Source organism: Gordonia sp. G4, assembly GCF_057770005.1.
The window spans coordinates 4,743,138-4,760,567 of the sequence record NZ_CM173442.1; the positions used below are offsets into that span (position 1 = coordinate 4,743,138).

A 17,430-nucleotide genomic window follows, 5' to 3' on the forward strand; every position below is an offset into this window, starting at 1 on the left:
GCCCGTGGCGGCCCGGTTCGAGAAACCGGACCGCCGGGGCTGTGACGCTACTTGCCGAAGCCGGCTCGCTTGAGCGCGTCGGCCATCGCTCCGCTGGGCGCCGGCCGCCGATCGTTGCGATTCCCGCCTCGATTGGCCTGACCTCCCCGGCCACCCTGCCCGGCCGGGTTGCCGCGACCGCCGCCGCGCTGGTCGTTCTTACGCGGCTGCCCGCCGCCGCGCGGAGAGTCCTCACGCGCCTGACCGCGAGGTGCGCGGGCAGGCTTGCCATCGCTCCCCGGCTCGTCGTCTAGCCGGAGCGACAAGCCGATGCGCTTGCGTTCGACGTCGACGTCCATGACCTTCACCTTCACGATGTCACCGGACTTGACGACCTCGTGGGGGTCGGAGACGAAGCGGTGCGCCATCGCGGAGACGTGGACGAGTCCGTCCTGGTGGACACCCACGTCGACGAACGCACCGAAGGCGGCCACGTTGGTGACCTGACCTTCGAGGACCATGCCCGGGGTGAGGTCGGAGACCTTCTCGATACCGGTGGCGAAGGTGGCGGTCTTGAACTCGGGACGCGGGTCGCGTCCCGGCTTGTCCAGTTCGGCGATGATGTCGACGACGGTCGGACGACCGAACGTCTCGTCGACGAACTCCTCGGGACGCAGCGTGGTGAGGGTCGCGGTGTCACCGATCAGCGACCGGACGTCGGTGCCCACCTTCTCGATGATGCGAGTGACGACCGGATACGCCTCGGGGTGCACGCTCGACGCGTCGAGCGGATTGTCGCCGTCGGCGATGCGCAGGAAGCCTGCGCACTGTTCGAACGCCTTGGGTCCGAGTCGGGGTACAGCTGTGATCTGCTTGCGATTCCGGAACGCGCCGTTGGTGTCACGGTGCGCGACAATCGATTCCGCGAGACCGGCGGTGATGCCGGAGACCCGGGACAGCAGGGGCACCGAGGCGGTGTTCACGTCGACGCCCACCGCGTTCACCGCGTCTTCGACGACCGCGCCGAGCGAGCGCGCGAGCAGGGTCTCGGAGATGTCGTGCTGGTACTGGCCGACCCCGATGGACTTCGGGTCGATCTTCACGAGCTCTGCGAGCGGGTCCTGGAGTCGACGCGCGATCGAGACCGCGCCGCGGATGGAGACGTCGAGGTCGGGCAGCTCCTTCGAGGCGTAGGCCGACGCGGAGTACACCGAGGCACCGGCCTCGGACACGACGACGCTCGTCGGCGGAGTCTTGCCGGCCGCCTTGATCGCGGACAGCAGTTCCCCGGCGAGCGCGTCGGTCTCCCGCGAGGCGGTGCCGTTGCCGATGGCGATGAGTTCGACGCCGTGCTTCTCGACCAGCGCGCCCAGCACGGCCAGCGAGCCGGACTTGTCACGCCGGGGCTCGTGGGGGTAGATCGTCGCGGTGTCCACGACCTTGCCGGTCGCGTTCACGACGGCGACCTTCACACCGGTCCGCAGACCCGGATCGAGCCCCATGGTCGTGCGCGATCCGGCGGGCGCGGCCAGCAGGAGGTCTTTGAGGTTCGTCGCGAACACGGCGACCGCATCCGCTTCCGCGGCCTGACGCAGCCGCATCCGGACATCGAGGGACAACCCGACGAAGAGCTTGGTGCGCCATGCCCATCGCACCGTGTCGACAAGCCAGCGGTCGGCGGGACGGCCCTGATCGGAGATGCCGAAACGGGCGGCGATCCGCTGCTCGTACGGCCCGGGGCCGGCGGGTCGATCGGCCGCCTCGGGATCGGCGTCGAGAGTGACCGAGAGGATCTCCTCGCGCTCCCCGCGCAGCACCGCCAGGACCCGATGCGACGGCAGCGAGGTGAACGGTTCGGAGAACTCGAAGTAGTCGGCGAACTTGGCGCCGGCCGACTCCTTGCCCTCGCGAACCGCGGTGCGCAGCACTCCCGTCTGCCACATCAGTTCGCGGAGTTCACCGACCAGGTCGGCGTCCTCGGCGAACCGCTCCACCGCGATCGCGCGAGCACCGTCGAGTTGCTCGGCGGTGAAGGTCGACGGGTCCGTCGTCGGGTCCGAGAGCAACGCATCGGCCACGGGCTCGTGGCCGGCCTCGCGCGCGATCTGGGCCTTGGTGCGGCGCTTGGGCTTGTAGGGAAGGTAGATGTCCTCGAGGCGCGCCTTGGTGTCGGCCTCGAGGATGCGTGCGTCGAGAGCGGCGTCGAGCTTGCCCTGCGCGGCGATCGATTCGCGGACCGCCTGACGTCGGGCTTCGAGGTCGCGCAGGTAGCCGAGACGCTCGTCGAGCGTGCGGAGTTGCGCGTCGTCGAGACCACCGGTGGCCTCCTTGCGGTACCGGGCGACGAACGGAACGGTCGATCCACCGTCGAGCAGTTCGATCGCCGCCCGCACCTGGCCGACGCCCACACCGAGCTCGGTGGCGATCGCCGAGGCGATGCGGGAGTTCACGACCGCGGGATCGGGCGCGGGCACCGTCTGCGGTGCGGCGGCCGGCGAGCCGGGGGTCGAGGGCGCGGGTTCGGGGGCGGAGTCGGGTGACACAGTTTCTGACACGATCGCCGACCCTACCGGCCGACTCGGACAGCGGTCAGACGCGACCCGCCGCGCGGTGGACGCGAGCGCTCTCGTACAGACAGATGGCCGCCGCGGCAGCGACATTCAGGCTCTCCGCGCGACCGCGGATCGGAATGGACACGCGATGGTCGGCCGAGCGCTGAGTGTGCGGCGGCAGCCCGTGCGCCTCGTTGCCGAAGAGCCAGGCGACGCGGCCGGCGAGGATGTCGCCGGCGGAGTCCAGGTCGACCTCGCCGTCGGCCGCCGTGGCGAGCAGCGTGACACCGGCCGCGCGAATGGCGTCGAGCGCGTCCTCGACGGACCGCTCGCGCACCACGGGCACCGTGAACACGCTTCCCGCACTCGCCCGGACGCACTTGCCGTTGTGCGGATCGACGGCGTCGCCCAGCAGGACGACGGCGTCGGCGCCCATCGCGTCGGCGCACCTGATCAGCGTCCCCGCATTGCCGGGCTCACGGGCCTCGACGGCGATCGCCAGGAGCCGGGGTTCACCGGCGAGAGCGGACTCGAGCGGAACGTCGAGAAGCGGACAGATCGCGAAGATACCTGCGGGCGTGGATGTCTCCGCGAGTTTGGACGCGGCACGGTCGGTGATCACCGACACCGGTATGTCGGCCGCCGCGGCGGTGTCGACGAGAGCGCGGTGGCGGTGGTGCTCCTCGTCGGCGATCAGGAGCGCCTCGACCCGTCCGACGGAGAGCGCCGACGCGACGGCGTTCGCCCCTTCGGCGAGGAAGCGACCCTGCTCCCGCCGCTCGGCGGCGCGATGCAGCTTCGCATACGACACGACCCGCGAGGATCGCTCGGACAGGATCTCCGTCATCGGAGGCTCGTCCGCGCGACTCGCGGGTCGTGGGTGCTGGGGCGCAATCAGGCAGCCGGGGCGTTGACGTCGGCCGGCAGTGCCTTGCGGGCGACCTCGACCAGACCGGTGAAGGCCTCGGGATCGGTCACGGCGATGTCGGCGAGCACCTTGCGGTCGACCTCGACACCAGCGGCCTTGAGGCCCTGGATGAGTCGGTTGTAGGTGATGTCGTTGGCGCGGGCCGCGGCGTTGATACGCGAGATCCACAGCTTGCGGAACTCACCCTTGCGCGCGCGACGGTCGCGGTAGGCGTAGTTCAGCGAGTGGAGCTGCTGCTCCTTCGCCTTACGGTACAGGCGCGACCGCTGTCCGCGGTAGCCCTTGGAGGCCTCGAGGGTGGACCGACGCTTCTTCTGGGCGTTGACGGCCCTTTTCACGCGTGCCATGTGTTAGATCCTTTTGCTTGTCAGATGTCTGGGGTCGCTGGCGTCAGCGGTTGAGCAGTCGCTTGATGCGCGGGGCGTCGTTCTCGCTGACGACGGTGGTGCCGTCGAGACGACGGGTGCGCTTGGACGACTTGTGCTCGAGCAGGTGGCGGCGGTTGGCCTTCTGGCGGACGATCTTTCCGCTGCCGGTCACCTTGAAGCGCTTCGCGGTGCCCTTGTGGGTCTTGCTCTTCGGCATGTTCTTCCTTCTCTCGGGCGAACTCGGGCACCGGACCTGGCGAGGTCCGGTGTGTACCGGGTTCGCGTGTCGTGATCTCGGCCGGAACGGTTCGGACTCTCGTCCGGCCGATCGACTCAGTTCTCGTCCGCGGCGGCCTTCGGGCCACCGGAACGTTCACGGCTCTCTTGCGCCTTCTGGCGGGTCTTCGCGCCCTTGTGCGGGGCGAGGACCATCGTCATGTTGCGACCGTCCTGCTTGGCCGACGTCTCGACGAAGCCGTAGTCGGCGACGTCGTTGCCCAGGCGCTGCAACAGTCGGTAGCCGAGCTCGGGACGGGACTGCTCGCGGCCGCGGAACATGATGGTGACCTTCACCTTGGATCCCGCCTCGAGGAACCGGATGACGTGACCCTTCTTGGTCTCGTAATCGTGGTCGTCGATCTTGGGACGGAGCTTCTGCTCCTTGATGACGGTCATCTGCTGATTGCGACGCGATTCGCGCTGCTTCTGGGCCGCTTCGTACTTGAACTTGCCGTAGTCCATGATCTTGCAGACCGGCGGACGGGCGTCCGGAGCCACCTCGACCAGGTCGAGATCGGCCTCGTAGGCCAAGCGAAGCGCATCTTCAACACGCACGATGCCCACCTGCTCCGAGTTGGGTCCGACGAGTCGGACCTCAGGGACGCGGATGCGCTCGTTGATGCGGGTCTCAGTGCTGATGGGGCCTCCTTGTTCAATCCTGCAGTGGTAACCGTCGCGTCGTGGCGAGGGACGTATGCAAGAGAACCTGCGGGACACCTCAGCAAGGAAGCCCCGGGACTTTTGTCCGCGGGGCTCCGATACCGACCGGTTCGCAACGCGGATGCCATCACTGACACACGTTGCCGCCGATGTACAGCTCAGCATCGAAAGATGCGATCTGCGACGATCGGCGTGAACCGGACCGTGCGACTGCGAGTGACCTCGCGTCGAACGGTGGGAGCGGAACTCCACTTACGACCCCGGCGCATACCAGGGCGGTCGTGCTATGGGAGTCTAACAGCCATGGCCGAGAACTCCTATTCGTCACCTGCACCGTTACCCCCGGAAGGTGCGACGGGTGGCGGCGCCGACACGGGAGATGCAGCGCACACCGATCCGGACAACGTCCGTGACCTGGGCGATATTCCGGCCATCGAGGTCATCACCCGGTCCATCGTCATGCTGATGAGTGCGGCGGCCGAGAAGCTCGGACTGGCCGAGGGCACCCCCGCCGACCGCATCGACCTCCCCGAGGCCCGCACCCTGATCACCGCCCTGGCCGGCATCGTCGACGCGTCGAAGGCCGATCTCGGCATCCATGCCGCGCCCATCCGTGACGGCCTGAAGAGCCTGCAGCTGGCGTTCCGGGAGGCGAGTGCCTACCCGGACGAGCCCGGCGAGGGCCCGGGCGAGAAGTACACCGGTCCGGTTCGCGCGCCTCGGCGGTAGCGGTTCCTGCTGGTTGAGCAGGCGAGGAGCGTAGCGACGAGCCGTGTCGAAACCCTCTACCCTGGACTCATGACGAATGCCGATGAGCCCGGGGGATCCGACGAGATCGTCGATGCCGAGATCGTGCCGACCGCCCCGGTACCGGGAGCGTTCCCCGATCCGAACTACTCCGACAGCGGCGTCCCGACCTTCGATTTCGTCCGCGACAAGATCGAGAACCGGATCACGACCGCGATCGGTTCCCAGGAGCTCGCGGAGGCCAGTCCGGAAGGACACAGCGTCGACGAGATGATGCGCAAGCGCGACGAGGCCGCGAAGAAACGTCTCGATGAGATCCGCAAGTCGATGGGCAAGTAGGCCCGGCAACACTTACACGTAATCGCCACTTCCCCGCAGACGCGCAGGCTGTGACCAGCGCTGCTGCAACGGAAGTGGCGATTCTGTCCGGTGGGTCAGCCGACCGACGCCACCGCGCGGTCGATGTCGACGATCTCGGCCAGGAACTTGCCGGTGTGGCTGCCCGGGGTCGCCGCGATGTCCTCCGGGACACCTTCGGCGACGACGGTCCCGCCGCCTGCGCCGCCCTCGGGTCCCATGTCGATGACCCAGTCGGCCGTCTTGATGACGTCGAGGTTGTGCTCGATCACGATGACCGTGTTGCCCTTGTCGACCAGGCCGTTGATCACGGCGAGCAGCTTCTTGATGTCCTCGAAGTGAAGCCCGGTGGTGGGTTCGTCGAGGATGTAGACGGTCCGGCCCATCGACCGCTTCTGCAACTCGGCGGCCAGCTTGACGCGCTGCGCCTCGCCACCGGACAGGGTCGGTGCCGGCTGTCCGAGCCGGACGTAACCGAGACCGACGTCGACCAGTGTCTTGAGGTAGCGGTGGATCGACGTGACGGGTTCGAAGAAGTCGGCTGCCTCTTCGATCGGCATGTCGAGGACCTCGGAGATGGTCTTGCCCTTGTAGTGCACTTCGAGGGTCTCCCGGTTGTAGCGCGCACCGTGGCAGACCTCGCACGGGACGTAGACGTCCGGCAGGAAGTTCATCTCGATCTTGATCGTGCCCTCGCCGGTGCACGCCTCGCAGCGGCCGCCCTTGACGTTGAACGAGAACCGGCCCGGTTGGTAGCCGCGCACCTTGGCCTCGGTGGTCGCCGCGAAGAGCGTCCTGATCTTGTCGAAGACACCGGTGTAGGTGGCCGGGTTGGACCGCGGGGTGCGGCCGATCGGCGACTGGTCGACCTGGACGAGCTTGTCCAGGTTGTCCAGACCCTTGATTCGCGTGTGACGTCCGGGCACCTGCCGCGCACCGTTGAGTTTGTTGGCGAGCACGGTCGCCAGGATGTCGTTGACGAGCGTCGACTTGCCCGACCCCGAAACACCGGTCACCGCGGTCATCACGCCGAGCGGAAATGACACGTCGATGCCACGCAGGTTGTGCTCGCGCGCACCGACCACGGTCAACTGCCGCTTGCGGTCGATCGGCCGGCGGATCTCCGGCACCGGCAACGTGTCGCGACCCGCGAGGTACGCACCGGTCAGCGACTTCCGGTTCTTCAGCAGGTCCTTGTAGCTACCGCTGTGCACGACGTGGCCGCCGTGCTCGCCGGCCCGGGGACCGATGTCGACGATCCAGTCGGCCGCGCGGATGGTGTCCTCGTCGTGTTCGACGACGATGAGTGTGTTGCCGAGATCCCGAAGACGGGTCAGCGTGTCGATGAGCCGGCGGTTGTCGCGCTGGTGCAGACCGATCGACGGCTCGTCGAGGACGTAGAGCACGCCCGCGAGGCCGGATCCGATCTGGGTGGCCAGTCGGATGCGCTGTGCCTCACCGCCCGACAGCGAACCCGCCGCGCGCTCCAGGGACAGGTACTCGAGCCCGACGTCGAGCAGGAACCGGATGCGGGCCTGGACCTCTTTGAGGACACGGCCGGCGATGGCTGCCTGCCGCGAGTCGAGCTGCAGCTGGTCGAGGAAGTCGGCACAGTCGGCGACCGACAGTGCACACACCTCGGCGATCGACTTCGGCCCGTACTCCGGGTGATCGAGCGTCACCGCGAGGATCTCGGGGCGGAGGCGCGCACCCTGACATGCGGGGCACGGCACGTCGCGCATGTAGCCCTCGTAGCGCTCCTTCATCTGCTCGGACTCGGTCTGGTCCATGCGGCGCGCGAGGAACGAGAGGACACCCTCGAACTCGGTGTAGTACGACCGGGTCCGGCCGTATCGGTTGCGGAACTTGACGTGGACCTGGTGATCGCTGCCGTTGAGCAGAGCCCGACGTGCCTTGATGGGCAGCTTCTTCCAAGGCGTGTTGATGTCGAACTTCATCTGGTCGGCCAGACCCGACATCAACCGGAGGAAATAGTCGGCGTTGTGTCCGGTCGACCACGGCGCGATCGCACCCTCGGCGAGTGACATCTCCGGGTCGGGCACGACCAGTTCCTCGTCGACCTCCTTGCGGACGCCGAGCCCGTCGCATTCCGGGCAGGCGCCGTAGGGCGAATTGAACGAGAACGACCGCGGTTCGAGGTCGTCGATCGCGATCGGATGCGCGTTCGGGCAGGCCATCCGCTCCGAGAAGCGCCGCTCGCGCTCCGGGTCGTCCTCGTCGAGGTCGACGAAGTCGAGCACGATGATGCCGTCGGCCAGGCGCAGACCGGTCTCGACCGAATCCGTCAGGCGCTGTTTGGCACTGCTCTTGACCACCAGGCGGTCCACGACCACCTCGATGTCGTGCTTCTCCTGCTTCTTCAGCTTCGGCGGATCGGTCAGCGGGTGCACGACCCCGTCGATGCGCGCACGTGAGAAGCCCTGCGTCTGGAGTTCGGCGAACAGGTCGACGAACTCACCCTTGCGCGTGCGGACAACCGGCGCGAGGACCTGGAAACGCGTGCCCTCGTCCATGGCGAGGACCTGGTCGACGATCTGCTGCGGCGTCTGCTTGGCGATGGGCTCGCCGCAGATCGGGCAGTGCGCCTTGCCCGCGCGGGCGTAGAGCAGACGCAGGTAGTCGTAGACCTCGGTGATCGTGCCGACGGTCGACCGAGGATTGCGGTTGGTGGACTTCTGATCGATGGACACCGCGGGCGAGAGCCCCTCGATGAAGTCCACGTCCGGCTTGTCCATCTGCCCGAGGAACTGCCTCGCGTAGGCGGACAGCGACTCGACGTAGCGCCGCTGGCCCTCCGCGAAGATCGTGTCGAAGGCCAGGGACGACTTGCCCGATCCCGACAGCCCGGTGAAGACGATGAGGCTGTCCCGGGGCAGGTCGACATCGATGCCGCGCAGATTGTGTTCGCGGGCACCTCGGACGATCAGACGATCAACCACTGCAGTCCTAACATTCTCGAGTCACAGGGCGCACGACCGGCGCAGGGGCACAGTACCGACGGCCACCGACAGGATCGTCATCACGAGCTCGCCCCGGGAAAGATTCGGAGTCCGACGACCGGGCGATCGGTCTCGCCGCCCGTGTGTCATCGTCGAACCGATAGTCCAGGATACGCGCGCCACGCAAACCCTCAGGGTCACGACCGTCACATTCCGGCCGCCCGCTGTCATAGCCTGTCGGCATGACCTCCGAAGCGACACCGATCAGTGACACCTACACCGGCGATCTCTCCGAGTCGAAGACCCCGCAGCGCCGCACGCTGTCGTCGGCCACGATCGTGAAGTTGTCCGTCGGTCCGATGGACAACAACGTCTACGTGGTGACCTCCCGCGCGACAGGTGATCAGCTGATCATCGACGCAGCCAACGACGCGGACACGATCACCGAGGTGCTCTCGGCTGTCGAGGGGACCCCGAAACTGATCTTCACGACCCATCAGCACTTCGACCATTGGCAGGCCCTCGCCGCTGTGGCCGAGTCGACCGGGGTTCCCACCGCTGCCGGACGACTCGACGCCGGCGAACTCCCGGTCGCACCCGACCGCCTCGTCGACGACGGTGACGTGATCGAGGTCGGCGACCTCTCCTTCGAGGCCATCCACCTCGTCGGACACACTCCGGGGTCGATCGCCCTCGCCCTCACCGACGTGAGTGACGGCGGCGAGCGAACCGTGCACCTGTTCACCGGCGACTGCCTCTTCCCGGGCGGCATCGGGAAGACCTGGAAGCCGGAGGACTTCGACACCCTCCTCGAGGATGTCTCGACGAAGCTGTTCGACCGGTTCGACGACTCGACCGTCGTCTATCCCGGACATGGCAAGGACACGACTCTGGGTGCCGAGCGCGGGTCGTTGCCGGACTGGCGCGAGCGCCGCTGGTGACCACTGCGGCGCGAGCGTCGCGGGTGACCACTGTGGCGCGAGCGACGCTCGTGAACACCGGGTGTTTGGTCTTCGTCGTGGACGGTTACCTGTTCATCGGATCGTTCGGCGAGACGTGACCCGGGAGGCCCCGCGAGCGGCAAACTCATCACGGCACGCCGAGTGACCTGCAGATTCGTCGCGAGAGGGTAGCGTTGAACGGGCCAGAAACGTGCTTCACCCGACGGATCTCGATAGCCAAACCCGACTGAAGAAGGTTGTGACCGATGATTCTCCGCCGTATAGCCCGTCCGCTCCTCGCCTCGGCGTTCGTCGCCAGCGGCGTGGACGCCATCCGGAGCCCCAAACCGATCGCGCAATCCGCGGAACCGGTTGTGGACAAGGCCCGGTCGTCGCTCCCGCCGGAGGTGGCCGGCCGGATCCCGGAGAACACCGAGACGCTGGTCCAGATCAACGCGGCCGCCCAGATCGGCGGCGGCATCCTCCTCGCGACCGGTAAGTTCCCGCGAGTCGCGTCGGTCGTCCTGGCCGGGACACTGATCCCGACCACCGCGGCCGGCACCGATTTCTGGAACGAGGCGGACCCGGTCAGGAAGGAAGCGCAGCGCAACGCCTTCATCAAGAACGTCGGTCTCCTCGGCGGCGTTCTCCTGGCTGCCGTCGACACCGAGGGCAAGCCCTCGCTCGCGTGGCGCGGACGTCAGAAGGCTTCCGCCGTCGCCGCGGCCCTGCCGATCGGTGCCGCCGCCGGGTCGTCGACCTGGGAACACCTCGTCGAACGCACGCACGACGGCGCCGAGATCGTCTCGGAGCGGTCTGCCGACGCCGCGGCGAAGTTCCGCGAGCACGCTCCCGAGATCGCCGAGGCCGCGCAGAAGCGTTCGCTCGAGTTCGCCGAGAAGGCTGCGGACACCGCATCCGACGTCGCCGACCGCATCCGTGACCGCGCCCCGGTTCTGGCCGATGCGGCGCTCGTTCGTTCGTCGGAACTCGCCGACACCGCTCTCGCGCGCTCGTCGGATCTCGCCGAGACCGCCCGCAAGCGAGGCCCGAAGCTCGTCAAGGAAGCGCAGAAGCGAGCCGAGAAGGCCCAGAAGCAGGCCAAGAAGGCGCAGAAGCAGGCCAAGAAGAAGGCTCCGAAGATCGCCGATTCCGCCCGCGACCGCGCGTCGGATCTCGCCGACACCGCGCGCAAGCGCGCACCCGAGTTCGCCGACGTGGCCCGCGACCGCTCCGCCGAGCTGGCCGACGTGGCCCGCGCACGATCGGCCGAGCTCGCCGAGACCGCGCGTCAGCTCGCCGCAGCCGCCGAGGACTCGGCCGATCAGGGCCGCAAGCGTCTGCGCAAGGCACGTCGCTGATCCCTCGGGATCCTTTCGCGAACGAGCACAAGATACGAGCACGACCCTGAACACAACCGATCTCACGACCACGGACGCGGTGCACCCGCCGGAGGATTATCCCTGGGTGCCCGCGTCCGTGGCGCTGAGAGAGGCAATGCTACAGGACGTGCTCGGCCATCCGGCGTTCGGGACCGTTCCGCCCGTCGGCGCCCGGCTGGTCGTCGCAGTCGGATCCAACGCAGCCCCGGACGTCCTGCGCCGCAAGCTGGCGCACGTGCCGTCGGCGGACACCATCTGCCTGCAGGCGGTCCACGTCACGAACATCACAGTCGGCCATTCCGCGCATGTCGCGGCCCGCGGCTATCTACCTGCTGCCCCGGTGTTCGCAGGTCAACAGACAATCGGGACCATCGCGGCCTGGCTCGGTCCCGCACACGTCGCGGCACTGGACGCCACCGAACCCAACTACCATCGACAGACAGTGAATACGCGCGACCACCCCTTGACACATGGCCGGCCCGCCACTCTCCTCTCGGACGATCGGCCGCCCCTGCCCACGGATTTCGACCTCTACGTGTCCCGGCACGGCGTGCTCGCCGACCCGGTGACCGGTGAACCACTCCCCTTCGCTCCGCAGGCCGACGTTCTCGCGTGGTTGTCCCTGCAGCTCGACGATCTGTCCCTCGCTGCCCGGGCATCGCAGGTGTGCACCCGACTGGCGGCCGATCCTCAGGCGACGACCGCCCGGATCCGGGCCGCCGGATTGTCCCGGCCGTGCGGGTCCGACGATCCGCTGCCGATCGGACACGGCCGATGACCGCGCTCTCTCCGGACACCGATCCCCGGGTGGACGAGGAACAACGGCACCTCGACCGCGTATACGGCCGCCTCGACCGGATGCGGCGGACCACGCAGCGCCGGTTGTCGTCGACGTTGTCCGAGCGAGGCGGCACCCCGCAGGCCTTGTCCGAGCGCGAGTCGTACGAGCGGATGTACAACGAGGATCTCGCCAAATTCGATGCCGCCGAACACAATCTGTACTTCGGACGACTCGATCTCGAAGACGGCGAGGTCCGGCGCATCGGACGCATCGGTGTCCTCGACGACGGTTTCGCCGACGACGGCGAGCTCGACGCCACCGCAACCGACGCCACCCTCCTGCTCGACTGGCGCGCTCCCCTGGCCCGTCCGTTCTATCTGGCGACCCCGGCGGCGCCCGAGGACGTCGCGCGCCGTCGGCACATCCGCACCCGCAGCCGCAAGGTCCGCGGCGTCAGCGACGAGTCCCTGACCGCCGGCGATGCCCTACTCGACGACTTCGGGCACGGCGACGTCGTCAACGAGTCGGCACTGGTGGCAGCACTCAATGCGGCGCGCACCGGTGAGATGACCGACATCGTCGAGACCATCCAGCGCGAGCAGGACCTGATCATCCGCTCAACCCACCGGGGAGTCACCGTCATCCAGGGGGGCCCCGGCACCGGCAAGACCGCGGTCGCACTCCACCGGGCCGCCTATCTGCTCTACACCCATCGCGAGAACCTCTCGCGCAGTGGCATTCTCATCATCGGACCCAATGACGACTTCCTGAACTACATCGGCCAGGTGCTCCCCTCACTGGGCGAGTCCGGCGTACTCCTGTCGACCATCGGGGATCTGTTCCCCGGCGTGCGGGCGGGCACCGAGGACCCGCGGCCGACCGCGGCGGTCAAGGGTGGACTGCGGATGGTCGACGTACTCAAGCGAGCGGTCCGCGCACAGCAGTCGCTGCCGTCCCGGCCCGAGGCGGTGGATTTCGACAGCTACCGGGTCGAGATCGACTCCGAGCTGATCAAGACCGCGCGCGCCAAGGCCCGCGCCACGCGTCGCGCCCACAACCTGTCGCAGAACGCCTTCCTCAAGGCGGGACTCGCCGAGCTCGCCGCGCGGCACGCGGCGACGATCGGATCGAGCCTGCTCGACGGCTCACAATTGCTCAGTCCCGCCGACATCGCCGACATCCGCGACGACATGAGCCGCGATCCCGACATCCGTGCCGCGCTGTTGCGATACTGGCCGACCCTCACGCCGCAGGCACTGTTGCGCGACCTCCTCGCCGACGAGCGCGCGATACGCAAGGCCACCCCGGGATGGACGGACGCCGATCGTGCTGCGCTGCAGCGGTCGTCGCGGCCGGCCACGACGACGGGCGAGGATTTCTCACCGGCCGACGTCCCGCTGCTGGACGAGCTCGCCGAGCTGATCGGTTATGGCACCGAGGACGCCGAGCGGGCCGAACGCGCACGCTGGCGCCGCCAGCTCGCCGACGCACAAGACGCCCTGGACATCCTGACCGGCTCGGCGCCTCAGGACCTCGAGGACGAACTCGACCCCGAGATCCTGATGGCCTACGACCTGATCGATGCCGAGCAACTCGCCTCCCGCCAGACCGAGACCCGGCGCGCCACCACAGCCGAGCGCGCCTACGGCGACCGGACCTGGACGTTCGGCCACGTCATCGTCGACGAGGCCCAGGAGCTCTCGGCGATGGCCTGGCGCATGGTGATGCGGCGCATCCCGAATCGGTGGATGACGATCATCGGCGACACCGCCCAGACGTCCGACGAGGCGGGCACCCGCTCGTGGGGCGAGGTCCTCGAGCCGTACGTCGCGAGCCGCTGGCAGTTCAAGGAACTATCGGTCAACTACCGAACGCCCAGCGAGATCATGGAGTACGCGGCCCGTGTGCTCGACGAGATCGGCAACGGCGAGAAGGCGCCGACCTCTCTGCGCAGCAACGGGATCGAACCGGTGGCACTGCGTGCGAACGGTGGGTCGCCGCAGGACATCGTCGCCACCGTCCTCCGAGCCGTCGCGCTCGCCGAACCCGAGGGCCTCACCGCCGTCGTGGTCCCCGATCACCTGCACGACGTGATCCATGCGGCTCTGTCGCCGGACGGCTTCGCCCTCACCGACCGCGAGCCGCCCCGGGTGTACACGGTACGAAGCTGCAAGGGCCTGGAGTTCGACACGACGATCGTCGTCGAGCCCGCTGCGATCATCGACCAGTCGCCGCGCGGACTCAGCGACCTGTACGTCGCCCTCACCCGGGCGACCCAGCGACTCGTCGTCGTCCATCGCGACGACCTCCCCGACGTACTCGACGACCTCCCGGACGGCTGATCGGCCGCGGGGGTCAGGGTCGCGTGCCGGCGACGTGCTGGTGCGGTGACTCGTTGTGCAGCAGCCGGTCTCGTCTGTACCTGCTCCACGTCACCTGCGGGATTCCATCGTCGACGGTGATGTGGGCGCGAACAGAGTACACGTGCTCGACGAGTTGCTCGGTGATCACTTCGGCCGGGGTGCCGAGTGCGACGATCGACCCGTGGGCGAGAACGACGACGCGGTCGCAGAACATCGCCGCGAGGTTGAGATCGTGCAGCGCGATGTAACTGGTCATCGGGAGATCGGAGACCAGGGCCAGGAGGTCGAGCTGGTGAGAGATGTCGAGGTGGTTCGTCGGTTCGTCGAGAAGCAGTTCGTCGGGTTGCTGTGCAAGCGCCCGCGCGATCTGGACGCGTTGGCGCTCGCCGCCGGAAAGCGTGTGCCAACGGCGATTCCGATACCCGAGCATGCCGGTGTGGGCGAGTGCCTCGTCGATCGCCGAGCGGTCGGCGACCTCGTCACCTCCGAACATGCCTCGGTGTGGGATGCGCCCGAGTCGGACGATGTCGCCGACCGTGATGTCGACTTCTGTGTCGGCCTGTTGCTCGACGATGGCCACTCGTCGCGCGACGTCACGCCGGCGCAGCGTTCGGATGTCGTTGTCGTCGAGCAGAACTCGCCCGGTGTCTGGATGGTGAACCCCGGCCAGGAGACCGAGGAGCGACGACTTTCCGGACCCGTTCGGCCCCAGGAGTCCGATGGTCTCACCCGGGGTGGGTTCGACGGTGACCCCGTCGAGTACGAGGTGGCCGCCGCGGCTCCATCCGATGTGCTTGGCGTGTAGCGGCATCAGCGCACCGATCTCCGCGTGGGTGGGGTCACTGGCTGCCACGCATCCGGAACAGGATGAGAGCAAAGGCCGGGACGCCGACCAGCGCCGTGACGACACCGACCGGAATCTCCTGCGGAGCGAAGAGAGTGCGCGCGACTGCGTCGACCCAGACCATGAACACCGCACCGACGAGGATGGTGGCCGGAAGTAACCGCCCATGCCGCGGGCCGACGAGGAGCCTGGCCGCATGTGGCAGGACCAGGCCGACGAATCCGATCGCGCCGGCGGCGCTGACCAGTGACGCCGTGATCAGAGCGGTCACCGTGAGCAACAGGAACCGGACCCGACGGACGGACACGCCCAACGACGACGCGGCGGAGTTGCCGAAGGTGAACGCGTCGAGCGACGAGGACATCAGCAGGCACACGATGATTCCGAAGCTCGTGATCGCACCGCAGACCATGACGTCGGTCCAGTCGGCGCCACTGAGTGAACCGAGTAGCCAGAACAGCACGCCACGGGTCTGTTCGGCGTTCGCCGAGGACATGACGATGAACGAGGTCACCGCGGAGAACAGTTGCGTGCCCGCGACTCCCGCGAGGATGACCCGCGCGGTTCCTCCTCCCGCGCCGGCGGCGAGGGCGATGACTGTGGCGAACGCCAGCACCGCGCCGCCGAACGCGCCCATCGACAGCGAGACGGCGCCGCCCCCGATCCCGAGGATCGCCACCAGGACTGCGCCGGTCGAGGCACCCGAGGAGATGCCGAGGACGAAGGGGTCGGCCAGCGGGTTGCGGAGCAGCGATTGCATGATCGCGCCACATAATGCGAGACCCGCACCGCACACCGCGGCGAGTAGGGTGCGCGGGAGCCGGAGCTGCCAGACGATGCCGTCCTGCAGTGCGGTCAGACCTGATGAGCCGATGCCCCAGTGCGCACCGATGACGGCGTACACGTCGCGTACCGACAGGTCCGCCGGCCCGAACGTGACCGTTACCGCGACCGAGACGACCAGTAGCGCGACGCCGACGACGACAACCGCCGCGAAAACGGTCGCGGACTCATGACGCGGCGCGGGCACAGCGGGGCCGCCGGACACCCGAACCCCCGATTCGACTGCACCGGTGCTCATGACCGAGGAGTCACGAGGTTCCAGTCCTGGAGGGCAGTGGCGACCTTCTCCATCCCGTCGACGGTGCGGATCGTCGGGTTCAGGTCCGCGCCGTTGACGATGACGTAGCGCTTGTCACGCACGGCCCTCATCTGGGAGGTGACCGGATTGGATTCGAGGAACGCGATCTTGCTGTCGAGTGCGTCGCCGTCGATGCTGCGCCTGCTCAGGTCGGCCAGTACCAGTGCGGTGGGATCGCGATCGGCGACCGTCTCCCATGGCACCTGCGGCCATTCGTCGGTGGTGTCGGCGAAGACGTTCGTCGCGCCGACGGCTCGGCTGATCGCGCCCGAGGAACCACAACAACCCGCCATGTACGGGGTGTGGGTGTCGGCGAACCAGAACGCAAGCGATACGCCTGCCTCGTCGACCGGATGAGATGCCGCTCGCACGCGGTCCTGCAGCTCGCCGATGAACTCGTCGCCACGTTCGTCGACCCCGAAGATCGCTGCGAGATCCCGGATCTCCTGATAGACGCTGTCCATCGTGTACGGGGTCGTCCGCGCACCGTCAGCGTTGGATGCCGACGACACCTCACCGCTGCAACCGTTGTCGGTCGGCGAAAGGTAGGTGGGCACACCGAGTTTCTCGTATTGATCCCGGCCCGCCGATCCCCCGTCGCCCACAGACGAGCCGAACGACGCGGTCACGAAATCGGGATTGGCCCCGAGCACCGTCTCCATGGTGGGTTTGTTGTCGGCGAGCCTCGGGACCGAGGCGTTGGCTTCGGCAAGGTTCGCGCGCACCGGATCGGTCCACGTCGCGGTCCCGACCATGCGATCAGCAAGTCCCAACGACAGCAGGATCTCCGTGGAGGCCTGGTTGAGCGAGACCACTCGCTGTGGCGGAGTCTCGACGTGGATCGTTCGACCGCAGTTCTCGAGCGAGATGGAGGTTTCCTTGCCGCCCGCCGAGGCGTCAGGTCCGGTGGTCGAACTGCCGCACGCGGCGAGGCTCAGGGCCGACACAGCCAGGGTGAGTGCGCAGCGCAGAGCTGACATGGGCATGAGTGGGAACACTTTCTGGTCGTAGGTCCGTTCGCGGGACCTCGGTTCACCTGTGCCGGATCGGAGGAGCGATCGGACTCGCATCCGGCCCCAGGCGGGGGCCGGACACTCACCGTTGCGCGTCAGTTCCGGATTCACACCGGATTCTCTCGACCGATCGGC

At 67.8% G+C, this 17,430-nt stretch carries 14 protein-coding genes and 1 pseudogene; 6 read left to right on the plus strand and 9 right to left on the minus strand.

From position 1 onward, the window contains the following. Window positions 1–47: 47 nt before the first annotated feature. From AC3B5T_RS21555 to infC, 5 genes are all read right to left on the minus strand, one after another. Window positions 48–2,522, minus strand: coding sequence for a Tex family protein (locus AC3B5T_RS21555; protein ID WP_055476529.1), 2,475 nt, complete (start codon window positions 2,520–2,522; stop codon window positions 48–50). Between the two features lie 46 nt (window positions 2,523–2,568). After that, the gene (locus AC3B5T_RS21560) at window positions 2,569–3,378 is read right to left on the minus strand and encodes a TrmH family RNA methyltransferase (protein WP_055476530.1); all 810 of its coding nucleotides are present in this window, start codon (window positions 3,376–3,378) and stop codon (window positions 2,569–2,571) included. Between the two features lie 47 nt (window positions 3,379–3,425). Next, window positions 3,426–3,806, minus strand: coding sequence for a 50S ribosomal protein L20 (gene rplT / locus AC3B5T_RS21565; protein WP_010844357.1), 381 nt, complete (start codon window positions 3,804–3,806; stop codon window positions 3,426–3,428). Between the two features lie 43 nt (window positions 3,807–3,849). Continuing rightward, window positions 3,850–4,044: a 50S ribosomal protein L35 gene (gene rpmI, locus AC3B5T_RS21570; RefSeq protein ID WP_004018754.1), complete on the minus strand. Its 195-nt coding sequence runs from the start codon at window positions 4,042–4,044 to the stop codon at window positions 3,850–3,852. A 116-nt stretch (window positions 4,045–4,160) separates the two neighbouring features. After that, window positions 4,161–4,802, minus strand: a complete 642-nt coding sequence (gene infC, locus AC3B5T_RS21575; RefSeq protein WP_084817310.1) for a translation initiation factor IF-3 — start codon at window positions 4,800–4,802, stop codon at window positions 4,161–4,163. Between the two features lie 267 nt (window positions 4,803–5,069). On the opposite strand from infC, the gene AC3B5T_RS21580 reads away from it, so the two are divergent. Together AC3B5T_RS21580 and AC3B5T_RS21585 are read left to right on the plus strand one after the other, a co-directional pair. Further along, window positions 5,070–5,495 (plus strand): DUF1844 domain-containing protein, encoded by a 426-nt coding sequence (locus AC3B5T_RS21580; RefSeq protein WP_010844355.1) that lies wholly within the window; start codon window positions 5,070–5,072, stop codon window positions 5,493–5,495. A gap of 69 nt (window positions 5,496–5,564) precedes the next feature. Continuing rightward, the gene (locus AC3B5T_RS21585; RefSeq protein ID WP_010844354.1) at window positions 5,565–5,852 is read left to right on the plus strand and encodes a hypothetical protein; all 288 of its coding nucleotides are present in this window, start codon (window positions 5,565–5,567) and stop codon (window positions 5,850–5,852) included. Between the two features lie 95 nt (window positions 5,853–5,947). On the opposite strand, the gene uvrA is transcribed toward AC3B5T_RS21585, so the two are convergent. Further along, window positions 5,948–8,830 (minus strand): excinuclease ABC subunit UvrA, encoded by a 2,883-nt coding sequence (gene uvrA / locus AC3B5T_RS21590; RefSeq protein WP_055476531.1) that lies wholly within the window; start codon window positions 8,828–8,830, stop codon window positions 5,948–5,950. A gap of 242 nt (window positions 8,831–9,072) precedes the next feature. Here uvrA and AC3B5T_RS21595 point away from each other — a divergent pair, with 242 nt between their 5' ends. The 4 genes from AC3B5T_RS21595 to AC3B5T_RS21610 all read left to right on the plus strand — a co-directional run bounded on the left by AC3B5T_RS21595 (window position 9,073) and on the right by AC3B5T_RS21610 (window position 14,276). Continuing rightward, window positions 9,073–9,771, plus strand: coding sequence for an MBL fold metallo-hydrolase (locus AC3B5T_RS21595; RefSeq protein WP_014927051.1), 699 nt, complete (start codon window positions 9,073–9,075; stop codon window positions 9,769–9,771). A 266-nt stretch (window positions 9,772–10,037) separates the two neighbouring features. Beyond that, entirely contained in the window at window positions 10,038–11,132 is a 1,095-nt protein-coding gene (locus AC3B5T_RS21600; RefSeq protein ID WP_010844351.1) for a DoxX family protein, read from the plus strand. Between the two features lie 106 nt (window positions 11,133–11,238). Continuing rightward, window positions 11,239–11,931 (plus strand): hypothetical protein, encoded by a 693-nt coding sequence (locus AC3B5T_RS21605; RefSeq protein ID WP_055476549.1) that lies wholly within the window; start codon window positions 11,239–11,241, stop codon window positions 11,929–11,931. After that, entirely contained in the window at window positions 11,928–14,276 is a 2,349-nt protein-coding gene (locus AC3B5T_RS21610; RefSeq protein WP_055476532.1) for a HelD family protein, read from the plus strand. The genes AC3B5T_RS21605 and AC3B5T_RS21610 overlap by 4 nt, the downstream gene beginning before the upstream one ends. 322 nt (window positions 14,277–14,598) lie before the next feature. Here the strand turns inward: AC3B5T_RS21610 and AC3B5T_RS21615 are convergent. The 3 genes and pseudogenes from AC3B5T_RS21615 to AC3B5T_RS21625 form a co-directional block, all read right to left on the minus strand. After that, window positions 14,599–15,108, minus strand: a pseudogene (locus tag AC3B5T_RS21615) (ABC transporter ATP-binding protein); the annotation flags it as partial. Window positions 15,109–15,136: 28 nt separating this feature from the next. After that, window positions 15,137–16,222, minus strand: coding sequence for a FecCD family ABC transporter permease (locus AC3B5T_RS21620; RefSeq protein ID WP_055476533.1), 1,086 nt, complete (start codon window positions 16,220–16,222; stop codon window positions 15,137–15,139). Next, entirely contained in the window at window positions 16,219–17,268 is a 1,050-nt protein-coding gene (locus tag AC3B5T_RS21625) for an ABC transporter substrate-binding protein (RefSeq protein ID WP_055476551.1), read from the minus strand. The genes AC3B5T_RS21620 and AC3B5T_RS21625 overlap by 4 nt, the downstream gene beginning before the upstream one ends. Between the last annotated feature and the right edge of the window lie 162 nt (window positions 17,269–17,430).

Bases quoted from the DNA above. Each gene is read 5' to 3' on its own strand.
- AC3B5T_RS21560 (WP_055476530.1), bottom strand. From the start codon at position 3,378: ATGACGGAGATCCTGTCCGAGCGATCCTCGCGGGTCGTGTCGTATGCG.
- rplT (WP_010844357.1), bottom strand. From the start codon at position 3,806: ATGGCACGCGTGAAAAGGGCCGTCAACGCCCAGAAGAAGCGTCGGTCC.
- rpmI (WP_004018754.1), bottom strand. From the start codon at position 4,044: ATGCCGAAGAGCAAGACCCACAAGGGCACCGCGAAGCGCTTCAAGGTG.
- AC3B5T_RS21580 (WP_010844355.1), top strand. From the start codon at position 5,070: ATGGCCGAGAACTCCTATTCGTCACCTGCACCGTTACCCCCGGAAGGT.
- AC3B5T_RS21585 (WP_010844354.1), top strand. From the start codon at position 5,565: ATGACGAATGCCGATGAGCCCGGGGGATCCGACGAGATCGTCGATGCC.
- AC3B5T_RS21595 (WP_014927051.1), top strand. From the start codon at position 9,073: ATGACCTCCGAAGCGACACCGATCAGTGACACCTACACCGGCGATCTC.
- AC3B5T_RS21600 (WP_010844351.1), top strand. From the start codon at position 10,038: ATGATTCTCCGCCGTATAGCCCGTCCGCTCCTCGCCTCGGCGTTCGTC.
- AC3B5T_RS21610 (WP_055476532.1), top strand. From the start codon at position 11,928: ATGACCGCGCTCTCTCCGGACACCGATCCCCGGGTGGACGAGGAACAA.
- AC3B5T_RS21620 (WP_055476533.1), bottom strand. From the start codon at position 16,222: ATGAGCACCGGTGCAGTCGAATCGGGGGTTCGGGTGTCCGGCGGCCCC.
- AC3B5T_RS21625 (WP_055476551.1), bottom strand. From the start codon at position 17,268: ATGCCCATGTCAGCTCTGCGCTGCGCACTCACCCTGGCTGTGTCGGCC.